This is a genomic window from Acinetobacter sp. Ag2 (assembly GCF_001005515.1).
GTDB classification, from domain to species: domain Bacteria; phylum Pseudomonadota; class Gammaproteobacteria; order Pseudomonadales; family Moraxellaceae; genus Acinetobacter; species Acinetobacter bereziniae.
Genome location: NZ_LBNA01000018.1, coordinates 1 through 23,746, shown reverse-complemented (window position 1 = coordinate 23,746; position 23,746 = coordinate 1). Strand labels below are relative to the sequence as shown.

The window sequence follows — 23,746 nt, the reverse complement described above, 5'->3', positions numbered from 1 at the left end:
GTAAAATCACTGGAACCACCAAGGATGTTGCACCGAATAGCGATGTGGTGATTACCATCAAGGGCTATGATGAAAATGGAGAACAAGTTGAAGTTGATAGAACGGTTCAAACAGATTCAAATGGTCATTATGTTTATGAGTTAACACCAGCAGATGGTATTGCAACAGGTACGCAAGGTTCTACAGTAGATGTTGTTGCAAAAACCAATGATCGTAATGGAAATATGATTCAAGATCATGACGTAGAAACAGTTGATCCTGTGATCAAAAATGATCAGTCGACGGGTGTGACAAATGGGGATAACTCCATCATTGGTACATCAGGTGATGATTTAATCGCAGGAGACACAGGTGGCTTAAAAACAAACTTTGTGGCTGGAAAGAACTATAACGTATCCATCGTTTTAGACTTGTCAGGAAGTATGCTATTTAATATGGCAGGAACGATTAAAAATGGCGCGAGTGTTCCAGAAGGCGAAACCCGTCTTGAAATTGCCAAGAAAGGTTTAAAAGCCTTTATTCAACAGATGGTTGATCATGACGGTACGATTAATTTACAAATCGCATCTTTTTCAGCAAATAATAGTCTTGGAAACACCGTCAATAAAATCTATACGAATGTAAGCGTAGACAATATTGATCAAATCTTTGCGGATATTGGAACTGGAAAAAATGATGGACTTCAAGCAGGAGGTGGAACTTATCCTGAAATAGGTTTTAATAAAGCCGTAAATTGGTTCAATGATGTGTCTGATGCTAACTTTGAAAATCAAACATATTATATTACGGATGGTGAGCCAAATAGTTCGCAAAACACACTAGATAGCGCCTTCCGTCCATTGGCTGATCAAAGTAAAGTCTTTGCTGTTGGTGTGAGTAGTGCTGTAAGTGATGCAACTGTGTCACGCTACGACAATACAGATGCGAATGGAAACAAGCTACCTGGTGCTTGGAGTGGTTCAAATCATGGAGAAGCGAAAGCAATTGCTGATGCGGATAAACTCATTGCATATTTGATCGGCGGTTCAGAAAACTTTGTACCTGCTGATGTAGGCAGCGATACCATTAAAGGTGGTGCAGGTGATGATATCTTGTTTGGTGACGCGATGAATACCAACTGGATTACATGGTCAGGTAGAGATACTTTGATGCATCCACAATATTCAGGTTATTCAACACTGATTGCGTATTTAAAAGCAGAAGTCACAAGTGGAGCAGAACCAACCCAACAGCAAATTTATGATTTTGTGAAAGAAAATTATAAGAAATTTGTTGAAGCTGATGCGAATGACCCAGTCACTAAGGGTGGGAATGATACGATCTATGGTGGTGCTGGTGATGACATTATTATTGCAGGTGCAGGTAATGATATTATTTATGGCGGTTCTGGCAATGATATTATTTCTACAGGTCGTGGTAATGACACCATCATGTATGATGTGCTTATCAATGCTGATGCTACTGGCGGCAATGGTACTGATGTTTGGGTGGATTACCAATCAAACGATAAAATTGAATTCAGTTCTGATTTCTTTGATGGCTTACTTTCAGATAAAAGTAATATTGGAGAATTTATCAAAATTGAAGATGATGGTCGCGGTAATGCCGTACTCAAAGTAGATCGTGATGGTAGTTTAAATACTCAGCATGAATGGGCGGATATATTAATTATTGAAGGTAAGAGTAAAATAGATTTAATGGATATGATTAATCAGCAAATTGTGATCGGTTAAGTATTCTTGGCTTTGATAGATTAAATTCTAATTTTTTATAAATAAAAATGCTCCATTTGTGGGGCATTTTTATTTGACAGAATATATTGGAAAATCAATCTAAAATATTAAATCTCATTCATCCAGCAAAATCTCATCTTTATCAACCATCACGCGAAGAGTTGAAAAAATACAGATTTACTGTAAAGGCGGATCAACAAAGCTATATACTGAAGATCACGTTGATTGTGTTTAGGATAAGTTGATCAACAACAAAAGCCCAAATAATTGATTCTAAAAATAGTCCACGCAATTAAGATAGAAGTGCTTTGATTTGACTTCCATCTTAATCTTGTGATGCGAAGGATATGTTTTAATCTACGCTCCATTAAAAAGAAAGCAGATTAAAGGTTGGGCTTAATGTGCTTCTCCCCAGTTCTTGCCTTGACCAACCTCAACCTCCAAAGGTACAGATAAAGTCACAACTTTTTGCATGATATCTTTAATCTGTTCAGCCACTTGATCGGCAACAGCTTCATCGACTTCAAACACCAATTCATCGTGAACCTGTAAAAGAAGTTTTGCTTGATCTTTAGGTAGGATTTTATCAACTTCAATCATTGCCATTTTGATGATTTCTGCTGCTGAGCCTTGCAATGGTGCATTAATTGCAGCACGTTCAGCACCTTTGCGCACCATCATATTCCGTGCATCAATATCTGGTGTATATAAACGACGGCCTGTAATGGTTTCAACAAAACCTTGCTCCAAAGCGACCTGACGAGTACGTTGCATATACTCATAAATGCCTGGATAACGGTGGAAATATTGTTTGATGTAGTTTTGTGATTCTTCACGGGTAAAGCCCAATTGACGAATCAAGCCAAACTCAGACATCCCATACAATAAGCCAAAGTTCACTGCTTTCGCTTGACGACGTTGGTCAGAAGTCACATTTTCAAGAGCAACGCCCAATACTTCAGATGCTGTGCGGCGGTGTACATCTTGCCCATTTTTAAAGGCATCGACTAAAGCCTCATCTTGCGAAAAATGTGCCATTAAACGTAATTCAATTTGAGAATAATCGGCAGCGAGTAACACACGACCTTTGGGCGCAATAAATGCTTTACGAATTTGTCGTCCAATTTCTTCACGTATTGGAATATTTTGTAAGTTCGGATCTGTTGAAGATAAACGACCAGTTGCAGTTAGCGCTTGATGATAGCTCGTATGTACTCGGTGGGTATCATTATTCGCTTGTTTGACCAAAGCCTCAGTATAAGTACTTCGCAATTTGGTTAAACCACGATACTCAATGATTAGTTGGGTAATTGGATGATCAATTTTTTCCAAGACAGCTTCAGAGGTACTGTATTGTCCTGTTGCTGTTTTCTTGCCCCCTTTTAAACCCAGTTTTTCAAATAAGACTTCACCCACTTGCTTTGGTGAACCGACATTAAAAGATTCACCAGCGATCTCAATAATTTGATTTTCAAGGTTTTGAATTGTATTGGCGAAATCAACACTGAGTTGATCCAAAAATTTTAAATCTAGCTCAATGCCATTTTCTTCCATACTGGTCAGAACGCTGGCAACAGGCATTTCAATATTGTGTAAAATTCCGCTGAGCTCAGGAATTTCTTTGAGTTTTCGTTCTAATACTTCATAAAGGCGATAAGTGACATGCGCATCTTCTGCTGCGTAATGACCAGCAGTTTCAATATCAATTTGATTAAAAGTTTTTTGCTTCGCCCCTTTACCCGCAACCTGTTCAAAGGTTGTCGTTAAATGACTCAGATAAACACGAGCAACATCATCCATACCATGACGAGTTGCTACTGAGTTCAACACATAAGATGCCAACATGGTGTCAAAGAACCAACCTTGTAAATGAATCCCATGGTTTTCAAAAATATGTGCATCATATTTTAAATGATGCCCAATTTTTTCAATATTTGGATCTTCTAAAATAGGTTTAATTTGTTGAATGATTGTTTCGCGATTGAGTTGCTCTGGCGCACCTTCATAATCATGTGCTAAAGGGATGTAATAAGCATCATGCGCATCGAATGCAAGCGAGAAACCTACCATTTCAGCAACACGATAATCCAAACTTGTGGTTTCTGTATCAATTGCAAAGCGTTTTGCCGTACTTAAACGCTGGAATACTTTGTCCCAAACATCTTGACTTAATACAGTATGATACGTTGCTTCACCTAAACGGTCATCGACACTTGAACTTGTGGCTTGATCGGTGATTTCACTTTCAACAGCTTGTTCAGTTTTGATGGCACTTTGTGCAGTTTGTTTATAGGTTGAACTATTGGGATTGTTGGGATGATCTAAAGACTGTAATTGGTTACGGAATTCAAGCTCTGTATATAAGTTGCGCAATGCTTCAACATCAGGATCGCAAAGTTTTAAGTCCTCATAGCTGATGTTTAAATCAAGGTCAATGATGATGCTGGCAAGTTGATGATCAAGAGTAATCCCATCAACATTGTCTTTTAGACTTTGTCCAACTTTCCCCTTGATATTGTCCACATTTTTTAAAATGCCATCGATTGAACCATATTCATTTAAAAGCTTGGCGGCAGTTTTTGCACCTACCCCAGGAACCCCACGAATACCATCTGATGCGTCTCCCATTAAAGTAAGATAATCAATAATCTGATCTGGACGTACTCCAAATTTTTCAATGACACCATCAACATCCATTGGTTTGTCTTTGAAACTGTCTTCCAATGTCACTTTATCTGTCACCAACTGCGCCATGTCTTTATCGCCAGTTGAGATCAAAACTTGATAACCTTCTTTTTCAGCACGTTTGGCTAAGGTACCGATAATGTCATCAGCTTCAGCACCTGGAAGGGTATGAAGTGGAATCCCTAAGGCGCGAATTAACGCATGTAAATAAGGAATTTGTTGGGATAATTCTTCAGGCATACTTGGACGATCACCTTTATAAATCGGTGAAAGCTGATGACGAAAAGTCGGTTCAGGTGTGTCGAAAATAACAGCCATATGGGTTGGTTGTACACGACGCATAAGCTTTTGGATTGCCGAGATTGCTCCACGAATCGCATTGGTCTGTAATCCCGTTGATGTTGTTAGAGGTGGGAGTGCGTGAAAGGCACGAAATAAAAAGTATGACCCATCGACCAATACAAATGGTGGCATTGATATTTTCCTAATTCAAATTACCGCTTTATTGTACGTGATTTTTCTCTGTTGCGTAGTGGCAACCATCGTGCTTGTGTTACTGAATATCTGATGAATTAACAGAATCATGTTGGAATGCTGTTGTATGATCAACATATTGAAGATGAAGAAAGTAAAAATATGCTGAAAGGGCAGAGTGAAATTCGTATTATCTGGTTAATGATGCTCATCATAATTGCGGTGAGTGCATGGTTTTTAGATGCGCACGTATTGACTTATCTCTGTGGTTTAGCTTTTGTCATGAGTGTAATGCACTATGTCGATGCGATTCAAAATCCGATGTTAGATATCGCCCAAAGCATGCGTTTACCGTTACATAGTACCTCAAAAGTCCCGCTCTATATTTCTTCTATCATTGCTGTTGTCGGATTAACCCTACATTTGAGTTGGATGGTGGGGCTAGGTTTAACGGCATGGATTTTCTTTTTTCTTAGATGGTTGAGGCGTCTAGAACGTTATCTCACACAAGTTCAAATACAAATTCAGTCGCTTGAACATTCTGCTAATCGATCAACTGCTTCATTATCAATTCCTTCAGCGCAATCTGAAGAAGTGCCACGAGATTCCGCAACGAGTTTGATTTCACAAATTCAAGATTGGATTTTTAAGGGGAATCCTGTACTGAAAGTTGCCATATTGGTGTTGGTTATTGGCATTATACTGTTACTGCGTTTTGCAACAGAGCATTGGCAATTGAGTCTCGTGATTAAACTCACATTGGTTGCTTTATCGAGTATCGCAATCACCACACTTGGTCTGAGTCTGCAAAGTAAAAATCGTAGTTTTGCATTGGCACTGGAGGGATTGGGGCTTGCTGGATTATCTCTCACCTTATTTTTTGCATATTATACCCATGTAATTCCTAATATTTATCTGGCAAGCCTTTGCTTTGTTATGATTATGCTAATTACACTCAGCTTAAGCTTAAAGCAGCAAAGTGTTGAATTGGCACTTATGGCAATGTCAATTGCCTACATTGCACCCTTTACCTTACCCGTACGCGACGCCACTGTCGTTGAGCTTTTAACCTATTATTTGCTGATTAATATTGCAATTGCGATAATGAGCACTTTGAGACCGTGGAAATATCTGAATCAAATCGGTTTCTTGGTTACAGCAATCGTTGGGAGTGTCTATGCAATTGGTCATGGTGATTTACAAGACAAACAGACACTTACCCTTTTAATTTTTGCGCATACAGCTGTTTTTATTTGGTTGGGTTTCCGTTTTAGCCAACTAATTGCCAAACAAGATGTTGAACAATTTAAGCTTAAACCGAGTTTAGATATTGCCTTGATTTTTGGTGCTCCGATTGTCAGCTATCTTTTTTTATATTTGCTTTATTTTCATCAAAGCATGTTATTGGCGAGTTTTAGTTTAGCTTTTGCTGCGCTTTTCGCAGGTATTTATCAATTTTCAAAACGTAATCAGTCGATTCAATTGATTTCACAGAGTTATTTTAGTCTTGCCTTGATCTTTATGGCTTTGATTCCACCTATTTTATTACATGGACAATGGAGTGTAGTCGGATGGGTACTCGAAGGGTTATGTATATGGGGGTATGCATTATATCGACAATCAGCAATTAGCCGTTATTTGGCGATGGCATTGATGGTCGTTGCAGGGGCAACAAGCCTGTATTATTTATTTAAACTGCCAAGTTTCCCAACCACAATGTACTGGTATTTATGTATTAGTTATATTTTTGCAGTGTTATTGGGAAATAGTCGTGAGGCATTTCGACAGCAACTGAATGCGCTGTCTACCTTATTTCTGAGTTTATTGATGATTGCAGCAACGTCGATGTTGCTTATTCTACTGCTTGACTATTTTAATGGTGCTTATCACTACATATACACATTGCTGATACTCAGCGCTACTTATCTGTTGATGAATGAATTGATGCTCAAGTTAAAAGCATTATCAACATGGTTGATCCCCAAGTGGATTGGTATTATTCCTATTTATGTTTTTGCACTGATTCTTTTATTGGATATAAGTCAAAATGGTGTATTGGTTTGGCAAACTGACATTGATCGATGGGGAATGACATTAGCAGGATTGATATTGACCACACTATGGTTAAGACCTTTTCATGCGCTACGCTTTATGGAAGAGTGGGGAAGTTTAGGCGTTTTAATCAGTTTAAGCTTAGCTAGCTTAACTTTAATTCCTTCTACACCTTATATTAGTGTCGTGATATTACCTTTATTGTTTTGTGGGTGGTGCTTTATTCAGAAAAGTGCGGATTGGAAAATTTTTTGGCAAACACGAACCAGTTTGGCGCTGATGCTGATATGGATCATCTGTTCGCAATTATTTTCTCAACAGGCTTTTCAAGGCTATTTATTGCCAATCTTGAACCCATTTGATTTGGTGAGTATTGCAATGTTAATGGGCTTTTTATGGATGCTCAACTTGCAACAGAAGCTGGCTCTACAACAGGGTACAGACCAAGGTATTCTGGCTGTTTTGTCGGTTTTAAGTCTACTTTGGTTAAGTAGTTATATGGTTCTGCGTGCGCTACATGTGTATTTTGCTACACCTTATAATCAATTGGATTTATGGCAAGATGCGACGGCACAATTAAGTTTGACCTTACTTTGGGTGAGCCTGGCGTTGATTAGTATGAGTTTTGCTAGCCGTAAACAATTACGTCCTGTATGGATTTTAGGTGGCAGCATTCTGGTCATTGTGACCTTGAAGCTGGTTTTGCTTGATTTATCTCATATCGGCACACTGACCCGAGTCATATCGTTCTTGGGAGCAGGTTTTGTGATGTTACTCATCGCCTATATTGCCCCTATTCCTGAACCAAAGCGTTTAGAGTCTTAATTAAGTCTGTGGATGGTTCATGGCGAGATATTGAAACCTTAGTGTTCGTTGAGTTAAGTTCTGAGATGATTTTAGTGAGAATGTGGCTAAATTTTATTTATTCTGAATCTTCTAGTATGACTTAGAAATAAATATACTAAGTTCAAGCTTATCACGAGATACTTTATTTTAGCGTTTCAATCAAATCGCTAAGATAGTGCCCAGTAATAGAAGCCCCGTATATGTTTCTTCAATGTTTAGATTTATCTCAATATTAAATACTTTTTACTAAGACAAAAAAGCTGATTAGAGATTTTTGATCAATGCGTGGTATATTTTTGATATTTATTTATATTTAACCTGAGTTCGATGTAATTAAATCTTCAACTCATTGAAAAATAATAAATCTCTATGGATTCTTGCTACCTTTTCATCCAATTTTAGAATGAGGAGCGGAGCTCCGCAAGCGCAACCATCAATAGCGTTTCATTTCTCTTGATCAATAAAATGAAGGCGATCAATAGATTGTTTGATGATCTAAAGCTTGCACTGCCACGCTTTACTTCTAAAGTTTAAATTGTTTTGCGTAGGGATGCCTCACTTTTCAGAGATGAAAAGTGACAAAAATCTTTCGTTGAGCGAGGGGTACATCCTCATACCCCCGCTCAACATGGCGACATCCATGTCACCTCACGATAGCAAGACCATCTATGATTGAAAAGTACAAAATAAATGAATCATCCAAATCACTTGTATGAATAATCAGGCGGTTTGGATGTATCATCTTTCATCAAAGATTTTTATCGAACTCAGGTTATATTTAAATCTTTTGAAAATAAGGTCAATTTAATTAGAAAGGAATAATCATGAAAAGAATATACGCGCTATTGACTCTCCTTGGAATCATCCTTCCATTCTCACAATTTATCCTGTGGTTAAATCAACATGGATTAAACTTAACCCTGTTTTTTCAGCAAATTATTGATAATCCAATCGCAGCATTTGCATGGCTAGATGTCATTGTCACTGTTGTGGTGATTGTCGTTATGGTGATACAGGATGGTCAACAACTGAAAATGAATAGATTATGGGTTCCTGTCATTGCTTCACTGATGGGTGGGGCATCAGTCGGGCTGCCTTTATTTTTATATATGAAACAATGTCATCTTGAACAAAGAGCGGTATAAATCATAGCATTCTTGAAAATTTACATGGTATAAACAAGGCGCATTTACAGTCTTATATTTTGAGAAAAGTTTTAATCGATTTGCGCAGGAGAAGCGTTACTTTACTCAACCATTTTTTTTAACGGTCTTCTTGCACTGTAAACAAAATAGAGCCTTGTTTTTGCTCATATACCCCCGCTCAACATGAAGATATTCTTGTCGCCTCACGATCGCGATGTCAGGCAAGATTGGCTGATGAAAAAAAGTAAAGATATTCTATTGATATAAAGTGAATCATATTGATTGGTAGCATATAGGCTTGAGCCTTTTAACAGAGACGTGGGATGGATTTGGTTTTTTTATCGAATGACGATAAAATAAGATGAAATAAAAAGGCATCAACCATAATGGTGATGCCTTTTTATTTCAATGAGTTTTAATCTATAAGAAAAAGCTTAAAGAATTTCAATCGCCACAGCGGTTGCTTCACCACCACCAATACACAATGCTGCAATACCTTTTTTGCCACCTGTACGTTTTAATGCATGGATCAACGTCAAGATAATGCGTGAGCCAGTTGAGCCTACAGGATGTCCTAATGCGCAGGCGCCACCATTGATGTTGACTTTTTCCGCATCTAATTTGAATTCATCGATTGGACACATAGTGACCATAGCAAAAGCTTCATTGATTTCCCATAAATCGACATCTTGAGCATCCCAACCTGTTTTATTTAAAACTTTTTGGATTGCACCTACAGGGGCAATGGTAAATTCAGATGGATGTTGAGAGTTTGAAGCATAAGCCACAATTTTTGCTAAAGGTTGCAGACCTTTTGCCTGTGCAACATCTGTAGAGGTTAAAACTAAAGCAGATGCACCATCCGAAATTGAGCTGGCATTTGCAGCCGTGATGGTTCCATCTTTAGCAAATGCTGGACGTAAGGTTGGAATTTTTTCAATATTGGCATTAAACGGTTGTTCATCTTGATCAATAACCACATCACCTTTACGACCTGAAACAGTCACAGGTACGATTTCGTCTTTAAACCAACCTTCAGTAATGGCTTTTTGAGCACGTTGTAAAGAACGAATGGCAAAGTCATCCATTTGTTGACGGCTATAACCTTTGCTATTCGCCATATCCTGTGCAAAAGATCCCATTAAGCGACCAGTTTCAGCATCTTCCAGTCCATCAAAGAACATATGGTCTTTGACTTCACCATGTCCCATACGATATCCACCACGGGCTTTCGGCAGTAGATATGGTGCGTTGGTCATCGACTCCATACCACCAGCAACAATGATCTCTGCAGAACCTGCTTTAATCGCATCAGCGGCTTGCATAACAGCTTTCATACCTGAACCACATAGTTTATTGATTGTGACTGCACCTGTTGAATCAGGTAAGCCAGCTTTACGCATCGCTTGACGAGCAGGACCTTGTTTCAAACCAGCAGGGAGTACACAACCCATAATGACTTCTTCTACATCATTGGGTTGTAAACCAGCGCGCGCAATTGCTTCTTTAATGGTTACAGCACCTAATTCAGGCGCAGTGACATTGGCTAGACTACCTTGAAAACCACCCATTGCAGTACGTGCACCATTGACAATTACGATGTCAGTCATTGTTCTGATCTCCACATGATTCTTGTTAAATATATCCAAAACTTAAGCAGTATATAAAAAACAGCGCAAGAATAAATGCTGAATATGCAATATATGTAGACGCTAGAGAACAGTTTTTAACATTTTTCAGTAGGCTCCTTATTTAAAGTCGCCATTCGTCCGATTTTATAGCGGGTATTGTTGTCAGTATCATGATGCCCACAATAGTAAAAACTGCCTGGTGAACCACGTGGTAGTCCGGTATCACCTTGAAGGGTCAAGACATCACGACTACTGGCACTCCCAATCCAAGTCAAGGTTCCATATTTAATATTTTTTTCAGTTTTAAGGAGTATGAGCTCGCCATCGTCAATCTGCTTATTTTTATTACGATCTGTAAAAATAATTATGCCTTTATGCCACGTGTTTTTTTCACATTGGACCAAGCTTTCCGACGAACATATGACAACCGTTGTTCGTCGTGCCAATGCCTGACTTCTTGCATAAGAAACATGCTGTTGAATCATGGGATGAATCGATCGAAATTCTTGCTTTTGCATCCAATCATGATAAAAAGGCAAACTGATTAGGCAAATTATTGCAACGATAACAATTATGCTTATAAGCTCAAACAAAGAAAAACCTTGTTCTTTACAATAAAAATACATGTTTTAATCTTCTGTTAAGTATTGTTTTTTATTTGAAAAATAATGACTTGTCTATTAAATCTTATTGAAACGCTTTTGTAGTAAAATATTTATTACTATCACTTTCTTTTACTGCTAAAATACAGGTAGTAAAAAGATAAGCGATTCACGAAAAAAAATTGAGTAGAAAGTTACCGAATTACAACGGAAATTGTAAGTAATTTTGTCAATAATTTACTTGATTAAAGTTATCAAGCACTTGGAAAAAGCCTCAAGTGTTTGTATGATTCAACGTGAGTAGCTTAAAAATAATACTGGGGTATTAAAATTTATCTCAGGGTAGCCAATAAATTTTAGGCTAGGCTTGAACAACAATTGTTATCTCTGGAGGATATCCATGAAATTGAGTCGTATCGCACTTGCTATGCTTGTTGCTGCTCCACTCGCTGCTGCTAATGCTGGTGTAACTGTTACACCATTAATGCTTGGTTACACTTTCCAAGACACTCAACACAACAACGGTGGTGACAAAGGTGAGCTAACAGCTGGTCCTGAGTTACAAGACGATTTATTCGTTGGTGCTGCACTTGGTGTTGAACTTACTCCATGGTTAGGTTTCGAAGCTGAATATAACCAAGTTAAAGGTGATCTTGACGGTACTGGCGTTGCTGGTTCTGAATACAAGCAAACTCAAATCAACGGTAACTTCTATGCTACTTCTGATTTGATCACTAAAAACTATGACAGCAAAATCAAGCCATACGTATTGTTAGGTGCTGGTCATTACAAGTACAAACTTGATGACATGTCATACCACAACAACGAAGAAGGTACTTTAGGTAACGCGGGTGTTGGTGCTTTCTGGCGCTTAAACGATGCTTTATCTCTTCGTACTGAAGCTCGTGGTACTTATAACTTTGACGAAAAATTCTGGAACTATACTGCTCTTGCAGGTCTTAACGTAGTTCTTGGTGGTCACTTGAAACCTGCTGCTCCTGTAGTAGAAGTTGCTCCAGTGGTTCCAGTTGCTCCAACTCCAGTAGAACCAGCTCCACAAGTTCTTACTGAAGATTTGAACATGGAACTTCGTGTGTTCTTTGATACAAACAAATCAAACATCAAAGATCAGTATAAACCAGAAGTTGCTAAAGTAGCTGATGCGTTGAATACATTCCCGAATGCGACTGCTCGTATTGAAGGTCACACAGATAACACTGGTCCACGTAAGTTAAACGAACGTTTATCTTTAGCTCGTGCTAACTCTGTTAAATCAGCGCTTGTAAGCGAGTACAACATTGATGCATCTCGTTTGTCTACTCAAGGTTTCGCTTGGGATCAACCGATTGCTGACAACAAAACTAAAGAAGGTCGTGCTATGAACCGTCGTGTATTCGCGACGATCACTGGTAGCCGTACTGTAACTAAATAATTAATTATTTAGTTAAAAAAAGGCGACTCAATTGAGTCGCTTTTTTATTGGAAATACATATAATTGGTCAATATCTAAATAAAACTGAAGCAAAAATCAATAATTATAGGTTAGTCATGAAATACGTGATTCTAGGATTGATGTTGTTGAGTTTAACTGCTTGCACGTCTACGCCCATAAATAGCAATACTGTTTCCATCCAAAAACAATATCCAAACGAAGTAAAGTCTTTGAAACATGGGCTTTCTATATATTTTCAGCCGAAATCGACTGAAATCGATCCGCAATATCGCCCAGCTTTATCAGTTGCTGCACAGTTATTGCAAACCAATAAAAATTTTGTGCTTAATATCGAAGGACATACAGACAGTTCAGGCTCATTGGCTGCAAATAATAAAGTCTCATTGACACGTGCAAATATCGTCAAAGATTATTTAGTGAGTGAATATAAGGTTAATCCTGATCAATTGATTACTCTTGGTTTGGGCCCAACAAAGCCTATCGCAGATAATAAAACTGCGGAAGGTAAAGCAAAAAATAGACGGGTCACTGTTATTTTAAAAATTAAGTAAATTCACAATAGAACTCAATTTTTTTCTATACACGTTATAATGATTTACTCAGATTTTTTAAGTGTTTGGATTGTGAATGAGTCTACAACTTCCTGATGAATTACTGAATTTAGAAGCCAATGGCGGTATTTTTGCGGTCTGGATGCTGATGCAAAATTATGCTATCCAAGTTGATATTCAAACGCTCGTTCAGCTTTGCAAGCATGATTCTGAAGATGGAACATTTACCATCGGCTTGGCAGTTGGGCTTAAAAAATTAGGTTTTGATGTTGTATTTCATACAGCAGAAGATCCCAATATCCACTTCAAAGAAATTGAGCATTACACAGAGGCAAATCGTCTAGGTTTGGCTATTGAACAACCCTTAACTTATCAAGATATTCAAACCAACATTGAACAGGGTTATGCCATTGTTGTCTATTATGACACTTTAGAGGGGGTTGGTAATCACTCCTTGGTGTATTCAATTGATGATCAAGAAATATGTTTTTATGATAGCTTTGATCCAATGCAAAAAAATATTTTTGAACAACAATGCCAGGCTGAAGGTATTTGCCAACAGGTCATCGTCATTCGTGAATATTGTCCTAAGCTCCGATACAGTTAACTTTGCGTTCGATTTCCTCTTTGCAAATCGAAACTCACAAAGAGGAAGTGCTTAACTACAATTAAGACTTAGCCTTTAATACACAATACTTGTTTAAGGGTATGCACCACTTCAATCAAATCGCTTTGATTTGCCATAACTTGATGAATATCTTTATAGGCACTAGGGATTTCATCTACTACGCCTTTGTCTTTACGACACTCAACGCCAGCAGTTTGTGCGATTAGATCTTGCTGATTAAACAAATGTTTAGCTTTCGTTCGACTCATTTTCCGTCCTGCACCGTGTGAACATGAACAGAATGAATCTGGATTGCCTTTGCCTTTTACAATAAAGGATTGCGCGCCCATTGACCCCGGAATAATTCCGTATTCATCAAGCCCTGCACGAATTGCACCTTTGCGGGTAACAAAGACTTCTTCACCAAAGTGAAGTTCTTTTTGCACATAATTATGATGGCAATTAATCGCTTCTTTGGTCATCTGAAAGCTGGGTAATAATGGACGAATGGCTTCCAAAATTAAACGCATCATTTCACGTCGATTTTCAAAAGCATATTCTTGTGCCCATTCAACAGCTTCAACATAATCATCAAAGTTGCTTGAACCTTCTGCAAAATAGCTCAAGTCTTTATCAGGTACATGACCAAAACGGTTTTGCGCTTCTTTTTTGGCACGTTCAATAAAATACGTACCAATCACATTGCCCAAACCACGACTGCCCGAATGTAGCATGACCCAAACATCATCATTTTCATCAAGGCAAAGTTCAATAAAGTGGTTTCCACCCCCTAAAGTTCCAAGTTGTTTCTGCCAAGTGACATCAAAACTACGTAACATACGTTTTAATGCTGGATGCTTGTCAGTAATTAACTTTAGTTTTTTATCTAAAGGAGAAAGTGTTGATGCTTTGGCTTTAATTTGCTTGTGTATTTCAAAGCCAACAGGAACTTTTCTTTCAATTGCGTTACGTAAACTACTCAAGTTGTCTGGAAGTTGAGCAGCTTTTAGACTTAATCTTAAAGCATTCATTCCACAACCAATATCCACACCCACAGCAGCAGGAATGATGGCATTTTTAGTCGGAATCACACTACCTACTGTAGCCCCTTTACCTAAATGTACATCAGGCATGACTGCAATATGCGAGTGAATAAATTGCAGCTGTGACATCTTTCGTAGCTGTGTCAGGCTTTCTTCATCTACATCCGTAGTATAAATTTTTACAGGAACGCCATATTCTGCTTTGGCGTTCAAAATCATTTGTATGCCCATTTTTTCATTCTCTAAGCAAATTATTTTTATTGTCCGAAAGTTTTAAATAAATATTACCCATCCATGACTTGGATTCAATAGGCAATAAAAAACCTAGCGAATGCTAGGTTTGAAACTGACATTCGGACACTTTGATTAAATCAGTGTCCGTGAGTAGACGACTGCTTAATCTTAATTCAATGTTTTCTCAAGTTGTTGCATGTCGTACTCCTGTTTATTTTTTGATTCGAAAATCAAAGACCAAAATTCTGTTTGGATATTACCCAATGGGCGCTATTCTATAAATAAAAAAAACTTTGTCAATCCATCCCGCCAATTTTTTTAGATTAAACAGGGTCGTTTAAGCTAAAAAAATGATAAAGCAGCTCGAAAGCTGCTTTATCTAAATACGCTGATTTATTCTTTTTCCACTGAAATTGGACTCACATCCATTTTGTCATAAGGTACAAATTTAGTTTTATGCTTCCATTTATAACCAAGCCAAATCACAAGGAACAGGGGAATACTGATATAAGTGGACAGCACGCTCATCCATTTGCCTGCAAGAATAGCCTCTGAATTTTGTCCAAGAATAATAATGGCACAGAGAATAAATGCAAACCAAGGACCAAATGGGAAGAATTTTGCTCGATACGCTAAATCTTCCAGTTTGTGACCTTGTGCCAAATAGCCTTTACGGAAGCGATAATGCGAGACTGCAATACCTAACCACACGATAAAACCACACATTCCTGACATATTTAACAGCCACGTAAATACCACACTTTCACCAATAAAGGTGGTCAAGAAACACAGTGCTGCAATTGCAGTCGTGGCATAGAGTGCATTCATTGGCACGCCACGCAGATCGAGTTTAGCGAAAATTCGTGGTGCTTTTCCTTCACGAGCCATATCAAATAACATACGTGTTGATGAATACATGCCCGAATTACCCGCAGACATAATCGCAGTTAAAATCACCGCATTCATTAAGCCTGCTGCAAAAGCTAATCCTGCTTTTTCATACAATAAGGTAAATGGTGAAAGGGTAATATTACCGTCGCCTTCAGCAGCAAGAGCAAGATTTGGATCTGTATATGCCACCAATGTACCGATGATAAAAATACATAAGATATAGAATAACAGAATTCGCCAAAAGATCTGTTTGATTGCAATCGGAATGGTTTTCTTTGGATCTTTAGATTCACCCGCAGCAACGCCTACCATTTCAGTTCCCTGAAATGAGAATCCTGCAATCATGGCAACACCGACCAAGGCTTGGAATCCACCCACGAAAGGTGCATCACCAATAGTCCAATTCTTTGTAATTGAATCTGTTGGATCTAACATGATTTTGCCAATCATGAATAAGCCAATCACAATAAAGAACAGGATGGCAATGACTTTGACCAAGGAGAATAAGAACTCACTTTCACCAAAGCCTTTGACGGTTAATGCATTGATAAAGAAGATAATGGCGAGAAAGATTGCACTCCACCAGAATCCAGGAATATCGGGAAACCAAAACTTCATAATGAACTGAACTGCAACCAGCTCAAAAGCAACAGTAATTGCCCAGTTATACCAATAGTTCCAACCCAGAGCGAATCCAAAGCCTTCTTCTACATATTTATTACCATAAGTAAAAAATGCACCTGAAGTTGGATTGTGGGTTGCCAATTCACCCAAACTGGTCATTAAGAAATAAATCATAATACCAATCAGTACATAGGCAAGTAGTGCTCCACCTGGACCTGCTGTGGCAATGGTTTGACCAGAAGCAAGAAATAATCCTGTACCGATAGAACCGCCAATCGCGATCATGTTTAAATGTCGTGCTCCAAGCTTACGCTGGAGTTGTGGATGATCTGTTTCGCTCATCGTTATTCCTTACTGCTTTTTTGAGTATTGGCGAATAGCACTTTAAAGCCTTGTTGATCGGCTTTTGTAATGCATTGACCAAAGCTCTGCTCAATGAGTAATGGGTAATTTAGGAAGCGGTTTGCCACAATCCATAATTCACCGCCTGATTTTAAATGTCGTCTTGCAGTTTTACATAGAGTTTCACTGGCATTGTAGTCGGTTTGAATACCTTGGTGAAACGGTGGATTGCTGACGATGGCATGTAAAAACAATGGCGCATCCTCAATTCCAGTCACTGCTTTTATTTCGAGTTGTTCTAAAGGTAGATGATTCTTTTCAAACGTCATTTGTGTTGAAGCTAAAGCAAAAGCATCAACATCCAAAGCAAAAATACGATTTTTAGGATTGAGTTTCGAGAGAAATGCGCTGATGACCCCCGCACCACATCCAAAGTCAGCAATTTTTCCTGAAGTGACTTGTTTCAAATAAGGCAATAGTACAGCAGTTCCAATATCTAATCGATTTTGACTAAATACACCAGGTAGGGCACAAATGCGAAGATCGCCCGAAGGCGTGCTGACATTGTATTCTTGCGCCCATTGTGCGAGCGGTTTCGGAGTCACGGTTTTATCAGTCGTCAATTGCCACATTTGGCAATGACGTGCGCTGTCTAATTTTATGGCTTGACCATAAGGCAATAATTGTTTTGCAGCACGTTCAACACCGCCTTTCTTTTCTCCAACCAAAAAGATTGAAGCGCCGATTGCTAAACGAGCAACCAACTGATGCAGAACATAATTGAGTAATTCTTTGGATTTTGGGACAAAAACAATAGCTTGATCAAAATCAGCCTCTGCCATGTCTGTTCCAAAATGCACGTTGGCTTGTTGGTTTTGGAAATATTGGTACTCATTGTAATTCCAAGTCCAAACACTTGCCTCGATGTCATGAGCTAAATTTGAAAGTAGATCATCCGTTGGTGCATTGACCAATAAAACACGTCCAGAGAGATAGTCATGCTGTCGAATGACAACTTCACTTCTTGGCTCCATATTCACCATCCATCATTAAAATTGAACAATAATGCCCAGTCTAGGCTGGGCATTATAAAGAATTGATTCGTTATTTTTTAGTTTCAGGCAAAACTAAATTTAAAATTAAGGCAGCTAGTCCGCCTGTCGCAACACCAGAACTAAAGATATTGCGTGGTAATTCTGGTAAATGTTCTAAAATTTGAGGAACTTGGGCAACACCTAAGCCAAGTGCAAGTGAAATTGCAATAATCAGCAAGGCACGACGGTCAAGTTGAATTCCAGATAAAATGTTAATTCCCGATGCTGCTACAGCACCAAACATCACCATGACTGCACCACCAAGAACGGCTTGAGGCACAGCTTGGATGATTCCAGCAACACCTGGAAATAATCCAAGAATGATGAGCATGATCGCAATCCAAATACCGACAAATCGACTCGCAACACCTGTCAATTGAATCACACCATTATTTTGGGCAAAAACAGAACTTGGAAAGGTATTGAACAGCCCTGCAAGAAATGAGTTTGCACCATTGACCAATACACCACCTTTGATTCGCTCCATCCAAACAGGACCATCAACAGGTTGGTTTGAGATTTTTGAGGTCGCAGTCACGTCACCAATTGCTTCTAGAGAGGTCACGAGGTAGATGAATGCCATTGGAATAAACAGACTCCAAGAGAAACTAATTCCAAAGTGCATAGGTGTTGGGATTTGAATTAATGGGGCATCTTTTAAGCCTGAAAAATTTAAATAGCCCATAAAGCCTGCAAGAATATATCCAATCACTAAGGCGATTAAAATTGCAGAACTCTTAATCCAAACCACTTTAAATCGATTGAGCAAGATGATAATCGCCAATACTGTACATGACATAATCAGATTATCTTTGCTTGCAAAAGTGTGGGTGTCCATTGCTTGATAGCCACCACCCATACTGATAAGACCTTCTTTAATTAAGGTCAATCCAATCAGCAATACCACGATTCCTGTCACCAATGGTGTAATGAGTTTTTTCACCCAAGGTAAAATGCGTGATACACCCATTTCGATAAATGAACCTGCGATCACCACACCAAAAATAGAAGCCATGACTGCTTCAACTGGAGTACCCGCTGCTACCATTGCAGAACCAATCCCAATCATTGGTCCAATAAAGTTAAAGCTTGTACCCTGTACGATCAATAAACCTGCACCAAAAGGTCCAATTTTTTTGCATTGTAAAAAAGTAGCTACCCCTGAAATCACCAAAGACATCGATAAAATCATGTTGGTGTCTTGAGGCGATACGCCTAGTGCTAAACAAATGAGTAAACCCGGGGTCACAATTGGAACGATAATCGCCAATAAGTGTTGTAAAGCAGCAAAAAATGCGATAAGTGGTTTTGGACGATCATTTAAACCATAAATAAGATCGATTTGACCCTGTTTTTGATCGGAAGAGGTATGAGAATCAGACATGGTACAGAAAGAGGAAGCTGCGAGATGGCGCTATTCTAATCGCTTTACACACTATTACAAAATAAAAAGCCAGCAGTTGTGAAAAAAACTTGTAACTGTCAATAAACTGTCACTACTAAAAGTTATCTTTTTTCTGTATAATTTGCCCTCAAATTTAAAGCGTATCGAATTTACATGTCTGATATTAAAACTCTCCGTAATATTGCCATCATCGCGCACGTCGACCATGGTAAAACGACTCTAGTAGATAAACTTTTACAACAATCAGGTGCACTCGGTGACCGCGCGGGTGAGATTGAGCGTGTTATGGATTCGAATGCGCTTGAGTCTGAACGTGGTATTACCATTCTTGCAAAAAACACTGCAATCAAATGGTTAGACAAACGTACAAACACTGAATACCGCATTAACATCGTCGACACCCCGGGACATGCTGACTTCGGTGGCGAAGTTGAACGTGTAATGTCTATGGTTGACTGTGTACTTCTTTTGGTTGATTCACAAGAAGGTCCAATGCCTCAAACTCGCTTTGTAACTCAAAAAGCGTTTGCGCGTGGTTTGAAGCCAATCGTGATCATCAACAAAGTAGACAAGCCAAGCGCTCGTCCAGACTGGGTGATCGATCAAGTATTCGATTTGTTTGATAACTTAGGCGGTAGCGACGAACAGTTAGATTTCCCAGTTGTTTATGCTTCTGGTCTTCGTGGTGTTGCTGGTCCATCTCCAGAAGAACTTGCTGAAGATATGACCCCGTTGTTCGAAACAATCGTAGATATTGTTGAACCACCTTCAGTTGATGTTGATGGTCCATTCCAAATGCAGATTTCTTCACTTGACTATAATAGTTTTGTGGGTGTAATCGGTGTGGGTCGTATTCAACGTGGTTCAGTAAAAACCAATACACCAGTGACTGTGATCGATAAAGATGGCAAGACACGTAATGGTCGTATCTTAAAAATTATGGGTTACCATGGTCTTGAGCGTGTAGATGTAGATTCAGCTCAAGCAGGTGATATCGTATGTATCACTGGTTTGGATGCATTAAATATTTCTGACACGATCTGTGATCCTAAAAATGTTGAAGCATTACCTGCATTGTCTGTAGATGAACCTACAGTTTCGATGACTTTCCAAGTAAACAACTCACCGTTTGCGGGTAAAGAAGGTAAATTTGTTACTTCACGTAATATCCGTGAACGTTTGGATCGTGAGTTGATTCATAACGTTGCTTTACGTGTAGAAGATACTGACAGCCCAGACCGTTTTAAAGTATCTGGTCGTGGTGAACTTCATCTTTCAGTATTGATTGAAACAATGCGTCGTGAAGGCTTCGAGATGGGTGTTTCTCGTCCGCAAGTGATCATGAAAGAAGTTGATGGCGAAATGCAAGAGCCATACGAGAACGTAACATTTGATGTTGAAGAACAGCATCAAGGTTCTGTTATGGAGCAAATGGGTAATCGTAAAGGTGAGTTGACCAATATGGAAGTTGACGGCAAAGGTCGTATCCGTATTGAAGCAACTGTTCCATCTCGTGGTTTGATTGGTTTCCGTTCTGAATTCTTAACCATTACTTCTGGTACTGGTATCATGACTTCAAGCTTCTCGCATTATGGTCCTGCGAAACAGGGTGCAGTTGCGAAACGTCAAAATGGTGTGTTGATCTCTATGGTTAACGGTACTTGCTTAGCGTTTGCATTGTTCACTTTACAAGACCGTGGTCGTCTGTTTGCTGAACCACAGTTAGAAGTGTATGAGGGTATGATCGTAGGTATGAACTCTCGTTCAGACGACATGACTGTGAACCCAACTAAAGCGAAACAGTTAACTAACATGCGTGCATCTGGTACAGATGAAGCATTAACGTTGACACCTGCTATTAAATTCACGCTTGAACAAGCATTAGAATTTATTGAAGATGACGAATTAGTTGAAGTTACACCTAAATCTGTTCGTATTCGTAAAAAATTCTTAACTGAAAATGAACGTAAACGTGCTTCTCGTGGCTAAGTGTTTTAACTAGGAATAATTTCATTTCTAGAAAAAAACCGCAATTTTTTAATAAATTGCGGTTTTTTTATATAAATGTAAAAGGCTTTTGGTTTTTAACAAAAAACGAGTAAATTAAGCGGAAATGTACATGGAAACATAATGTATACTTCGTCACATAAAAAATACCTAAAATTGGCTTGGAGTTAAAATATGAGTATTCTTTCAGAATTCAGAGAGTTCGCCATTAAAGGCAACATGATGGATATGGCAATTGGTGTCATCATCGGTGGGGCATTTGGTAAAATTATTGACTCATTGGTCAAAGACGTGATCATGCCATTGATCTCTGTAATCACAGGGGGCGGTGTAGATTTCACACAAAAATTTATTGTATTGGGAGACAACCCGAATAATTTAACTTCATTGGATGCTTTACAAAAAGCAGGTGTGAATGTTTTAACCTATGGTAACTTCATCACGATCTTCTTAAACTTCCTGATTTTGGCTTGGGTTGTATTTCTGTTGGTTAAATTCCTTAATAAAATCCGTAAACCTGCTGAAGCTACACCTACTGCAACACCTGAAGATATTGAATTACTCCGTGAAATTCGTGATGAATTGAAGAAACGTCCGCAAGCCTAATAAATTGGATTGAAGTTGCAGGATTATATATTTTTAAATTGTTTTAGAAATATAAAATGATTGTAAAGAAACGAATTGAAACGGTACGATTAAGTACCGTTTTTTATGCGAGAACATAAAAGGATGATGGCTATGGTAAAAAAAAGCATAGGGATAGTGATCACACTCATGGCTTTATCCGCTTGTTCTGAGTATCCAAAAGAACAACAGGCGGTAGAAAAGGCTCAGGCTGAACGTGCAGATCAAGCCCAAGCTGCAAGTGGTTTGACGTTTAGCGATATGCCGAATGAACAGACCACGTATGCCACCATTGAAACAGATTCAACAGATGAAAATGAAGCACTGTTACTTGCTTTGGAAACACGGTTGTTAAAGGCTAATTTTGAATTTATTGAAAAAGACAGTGGATCATCATGGTCGGAAAATGATTGTACGCTCAACAAAGTCATACAAGTAAAAGGCGAAGGAATTCGTTCATATAAAGCCGTCAGTAAAGAAAAATTAGGCGATGATCAACAGTATCGCCCAGATTTTGTCTTGTTGGTGTTTAGTTTTAAAGATGAAGCGACAGCTGAACAAAGTTTTAAAATGCTGGAATCAGCCGTTAATTCGGCAGGAGGTTACTGCAATGGTAAATCGCCTGAAAATATTGTCAGAAATGGCAATGAAATTTTTTACTTTACGACCAGAGCAGAGATGTTTAGGACGTATATTGATGATTATGCGAAGTTTGTCCATGAGTTTAAACCTGAACAAGGTGATTCAAATATATAAAAGAGTTTAAATTCATGAGAATAGCTCAGATTTTTATTTTTTTGGCGAGTTTTCTAATCTATGGATGTCAAGCCCATGTTAAAGTTGATGAAAATTTTATTAAGCAGTTCAGCCCAGAAATACGCCCTCAAGTAACCTCGATGTGTGAACAATATGATTCTAATGATCAGGTTCAAGGAGTTTATTTTAGTCACTACGCATTTGGTTTATATACCTTTATTGGAATTAAAAACAACAGATTTGAAATATTAAGCTTTGATGATGTCAAGTATTCTTCTATGGATCAAGTTTCAAATATTGAATTGCAAACAGGTCAATATATAAAACGAAATGACCAAATCATTTTAAAAACGGAAAAAATGACTAAGTCAGACCCCTTGGCAAACCAAAGTGCAGATTTTGAAAACTTTATTTATTTGCGAAACTCTCAAAGTGCATTTCTAATTAAAGATATTGAGGATGTAGCCAGTTCAATGTCATGGTCACAAACGATGGGAAGTGCGCGTTCGCAATTTAAGAAGATTCATTGTCATATTCAGGATTATCATCATTATAAAGGTGATGAAGAACCATCACCATCTTATCAAGCATTGCCTAAACGCTTTAAAGCACTTGTGTTTGATCAACCTTTGCATTTGATAGTAAAGTCTGCGGAAGACATTTCAAAGTCATTAGAGCGAAATGATGATTCCGAAACAGTTATAGAGCAAACAGTTCAAATTCTAAGTGGCAATACTCAGAAGTTATTTATAAACCAGCCAATCTGTATTATTCAAGGGCAAGGTAAAGGATTGTATGGATATATCAATCAACCGAGTCAGCCCCTTACTACAGCATGGATGAGTTTTGAGCAAGGTGTAAGTACGGGAATTGCCAGACAAGGCGATATCATTTCAACTTCATACCACGAATGTAAATCTTTAAACTAGGGTGTGTTGACACTTTTA

Annotated in this window: 17 protein-coding genes; 10 read left to right on the top strand and 7 right to left on the bottom strand. The window is 38.4% G+C overall.

All coding sequences use genetic code 11. From position 1 onward, the window contains the following. The coding region (locus AAV97_RS00760; RefSeq protein ID WP_046759537.1) for a type I secretion protein at positions 1-1,733 on the top strand (1,733 nt) is incomplete at its 5' end. A 396-nt stretch (positions 1,734-2,129) separates the two neighbouring features. Here the strand turns inward: AAV97_RS00760 and polA are convergent. After that, on the bottom strand, positions 2,130-4,892 hold the full coding sequence (polA, locus tag AAV97_RS00755) for a DNA polymerase I (RefSeq protein ID WP_042089873.1): 2,763 nt from the start codon (positions 4,890-4,892) through the stop codon (positions 2,130-2,132). A gap of 162 nt (positions 4,893-5,054) precedes the next feature. On the opposite strand from polA, the gene AAV97_RS00750 reads away from it, so the two are divergent. Continuing rightward, a complete protein-coding gene (locus AAV97_RS00750; protein WP_046759538.1) occupies positions 5,055-7,769 on the top strand; it encodes a DUF2339 domain-containing protein in 2,715 nt (904 codons plus the stop codon). Between the two features lie 845 nt (positions 7,770-8,614). Continuing rightward, a complete protein-coding gene (locus AAV97_RS00745; RefSeq protein ID WP_005033541.1) occupies positions 8,615-8,935 on the top strand; it encodes a DUF2834 domain-containing protein in 321 nt (106 codons plus the stop codon). Between the two features lie 434 nt (positions 8,936-9,369). Here AAV97_RS00745 and AAV97_RS00740 read toward each other — a convergent pair whose 3' ends face one another. Together AAV97_RS00740 and AAV97_RS00735 are read right to left on the bottom strand one after the other, a co-directional pair. Next, complete coding sequence (locus AAV97_RS00740) at positions 9,370-10,545, bottom strand: thiolase family protein (protein WP_046759536.1); 1,176 nt, start codon at positions 10,543-10,545, stop codon at positions 9,370-9,372. A gap of 116 nt (positions 10,546-10,661) precedes the next feature. Next, entirely contained in the window at positions 10,662-11,084 is a 423-nt protein-coding gene (locus AAV97_RS00735; RefSeq protein ID WP_009585928.1) for a GspH/FimT family protein, read from the bottom strand. Positions 11,085-11,568: 484 nt separating this feature from the next. On the opposite strand from AAV97_RS00735, the gene omp38 reads away from it, so the two are divergent. The 3 genes from omp38 to AAV97_RS00720 all read left to right on the top strand — a co-directional run bounded on the left by omp38 (position 11,569) and on the right by AAV97_RS00720 (position 13,779). Beyond that, positions 11,569-12,600, top strand: a complete 1,032-nt coding sequence (omp38, locus tag AAV97_RS00730; RefSeq protein ID WP_042085823.1) for an outer membrane protein Omp38 — start codon at positions 11,569-11,571, stop codon at positions 12,598-12,600. Positions 12,601-12,716: 116 nt separating this feature from the next. Further along, positions 12,717-13,172, top strand: a complete 456-nt coding sequence (locus tag AAV97_RS00725; protein WP_009585935.1) for an OmpA family protein — start codon at positions 12,717-12,719, stop codon at positions 13,170-13,172. Positions 13,173-13,248: 76 nt separating this feature from the next. Continuing rightward, entirely contained in the window at positions 13,249-13,779 is a 531-nt protein-coding gene (locus AAV97_RS00720) for a peptidase C39 (RefSeq protein ID WP_046759535.1), read from the top strand. A gap of 68 nt (positions 13,780-13,847) precedes the next feature. Here the strand turns inward: AAV97_RS00720 and AAV97_RS00715 are convergent, their stop codons facing one another. From AAV97_RS00715 to AAV97_RS00700, 4 genes are all read right to left on the bottom strand, one after another. Next, positions 13,848-15,053, bottom strand: a complete 1,206-nt coding sequence (locus tag AAV97_RS00715) for an RtcB family protein (RefSeq protein WP_046759534.1) — start codon at positions 15,051-15,053, stop codon at positions 13,848-13,850. A 396-nt stretch (positions 15,054-15,449) separates the two neighbouring features. After that, positions 15,450-16,913, bottom strand: a complete 1,464-nt coding sequence (locus tag AAV97_RS00710; RefSeq protein ID WP_004829930.1) for an amino acid permease — start codon at positions 16,911-16,913, stop codon at positions 15,450-15,452. 2 nt (positions 16,914-16,915) lie between these two features. Next, a complete protein-coding gene (locus tag AAV97_RS00705) occupies positions 16,916-17,947 on the bottom strand; it encodes a class I SAM-dependent methyltransferase (RefSeq protein ID WP_042085817.1) in 1,032 nt (343 codons plus the stop codon). A 70-nt stretch (positions 17,948-18,017) separates the two neighbouring features. Continuing rightward, complete coding sequence (locus AAV97_RS00700) at positions 18,018-19,391, bottom strand: uracil-xanthine permease family protein (RefSeq protein WP_046759533.1); 1,374 nt, start codon at positions 19,389-19,391, stop codon at positions 18,018-18,020. Between the two features lie 174 nt (positions 19,392-19,565). Between AAV97_RS00700 and typA the strand changes: the two genes are divergently transcribed. The 4 genes from typA to AAV97_RS00680 all read left to right on the top strand — a co-directional run bounded on the left by typA (position 19,566) and on the right by AAV97_RS00680 (position 23,728). After that, positions 19,566-21,401 carry a translational GTPase TypA gene (gene typA, locus AAV97_RS00695; protein ID WP_004829923.1) on the top strand — a complete coding sequence of 612 codons (1,836 nt, stop codon included), beginning with the start codon at positions 19,566-19,568 and terminating at the stop codon, positions 21,399-21,401. 192 nt (positions 21,402-21,593) lie between these two features. Then, positions 21,594-22,025: a large conductance mechanosensitive channel protein MscL gene (gene mscL, locus AAV97_RS00690; RefSeq protein ID WP_046759532.1), complete on the top strand. Its 432-nt coding sequence runs from the start codon at positions 21,594-21,596 to the stop codon at positions 22,023-22,025. Positions 22,026-22,157: 132 nt separating this feature from the next. After that, positions 22,158-22,799, top strand: coding sequence for a hypothetical protein (locus AAV97_RS00685; RefSeq protein WP_046759531.1), 642 nt, complete (start codon positions 22,158-22,160; stop codon positions 22,797-22,799). A gap of 14 nt (positions 22,800-22,813) precedes the next feature. Further along, entirely contained in the window at positions 22,814-23,728 is a 915-nt protein-coding gene (locus AAV97_RS00680) for a hypothetical protein (RefSeq protein ID WP_046759530.1), read from the top strand. Positions 23,729-23,746 lie beyond the last annotated feature (18 nt).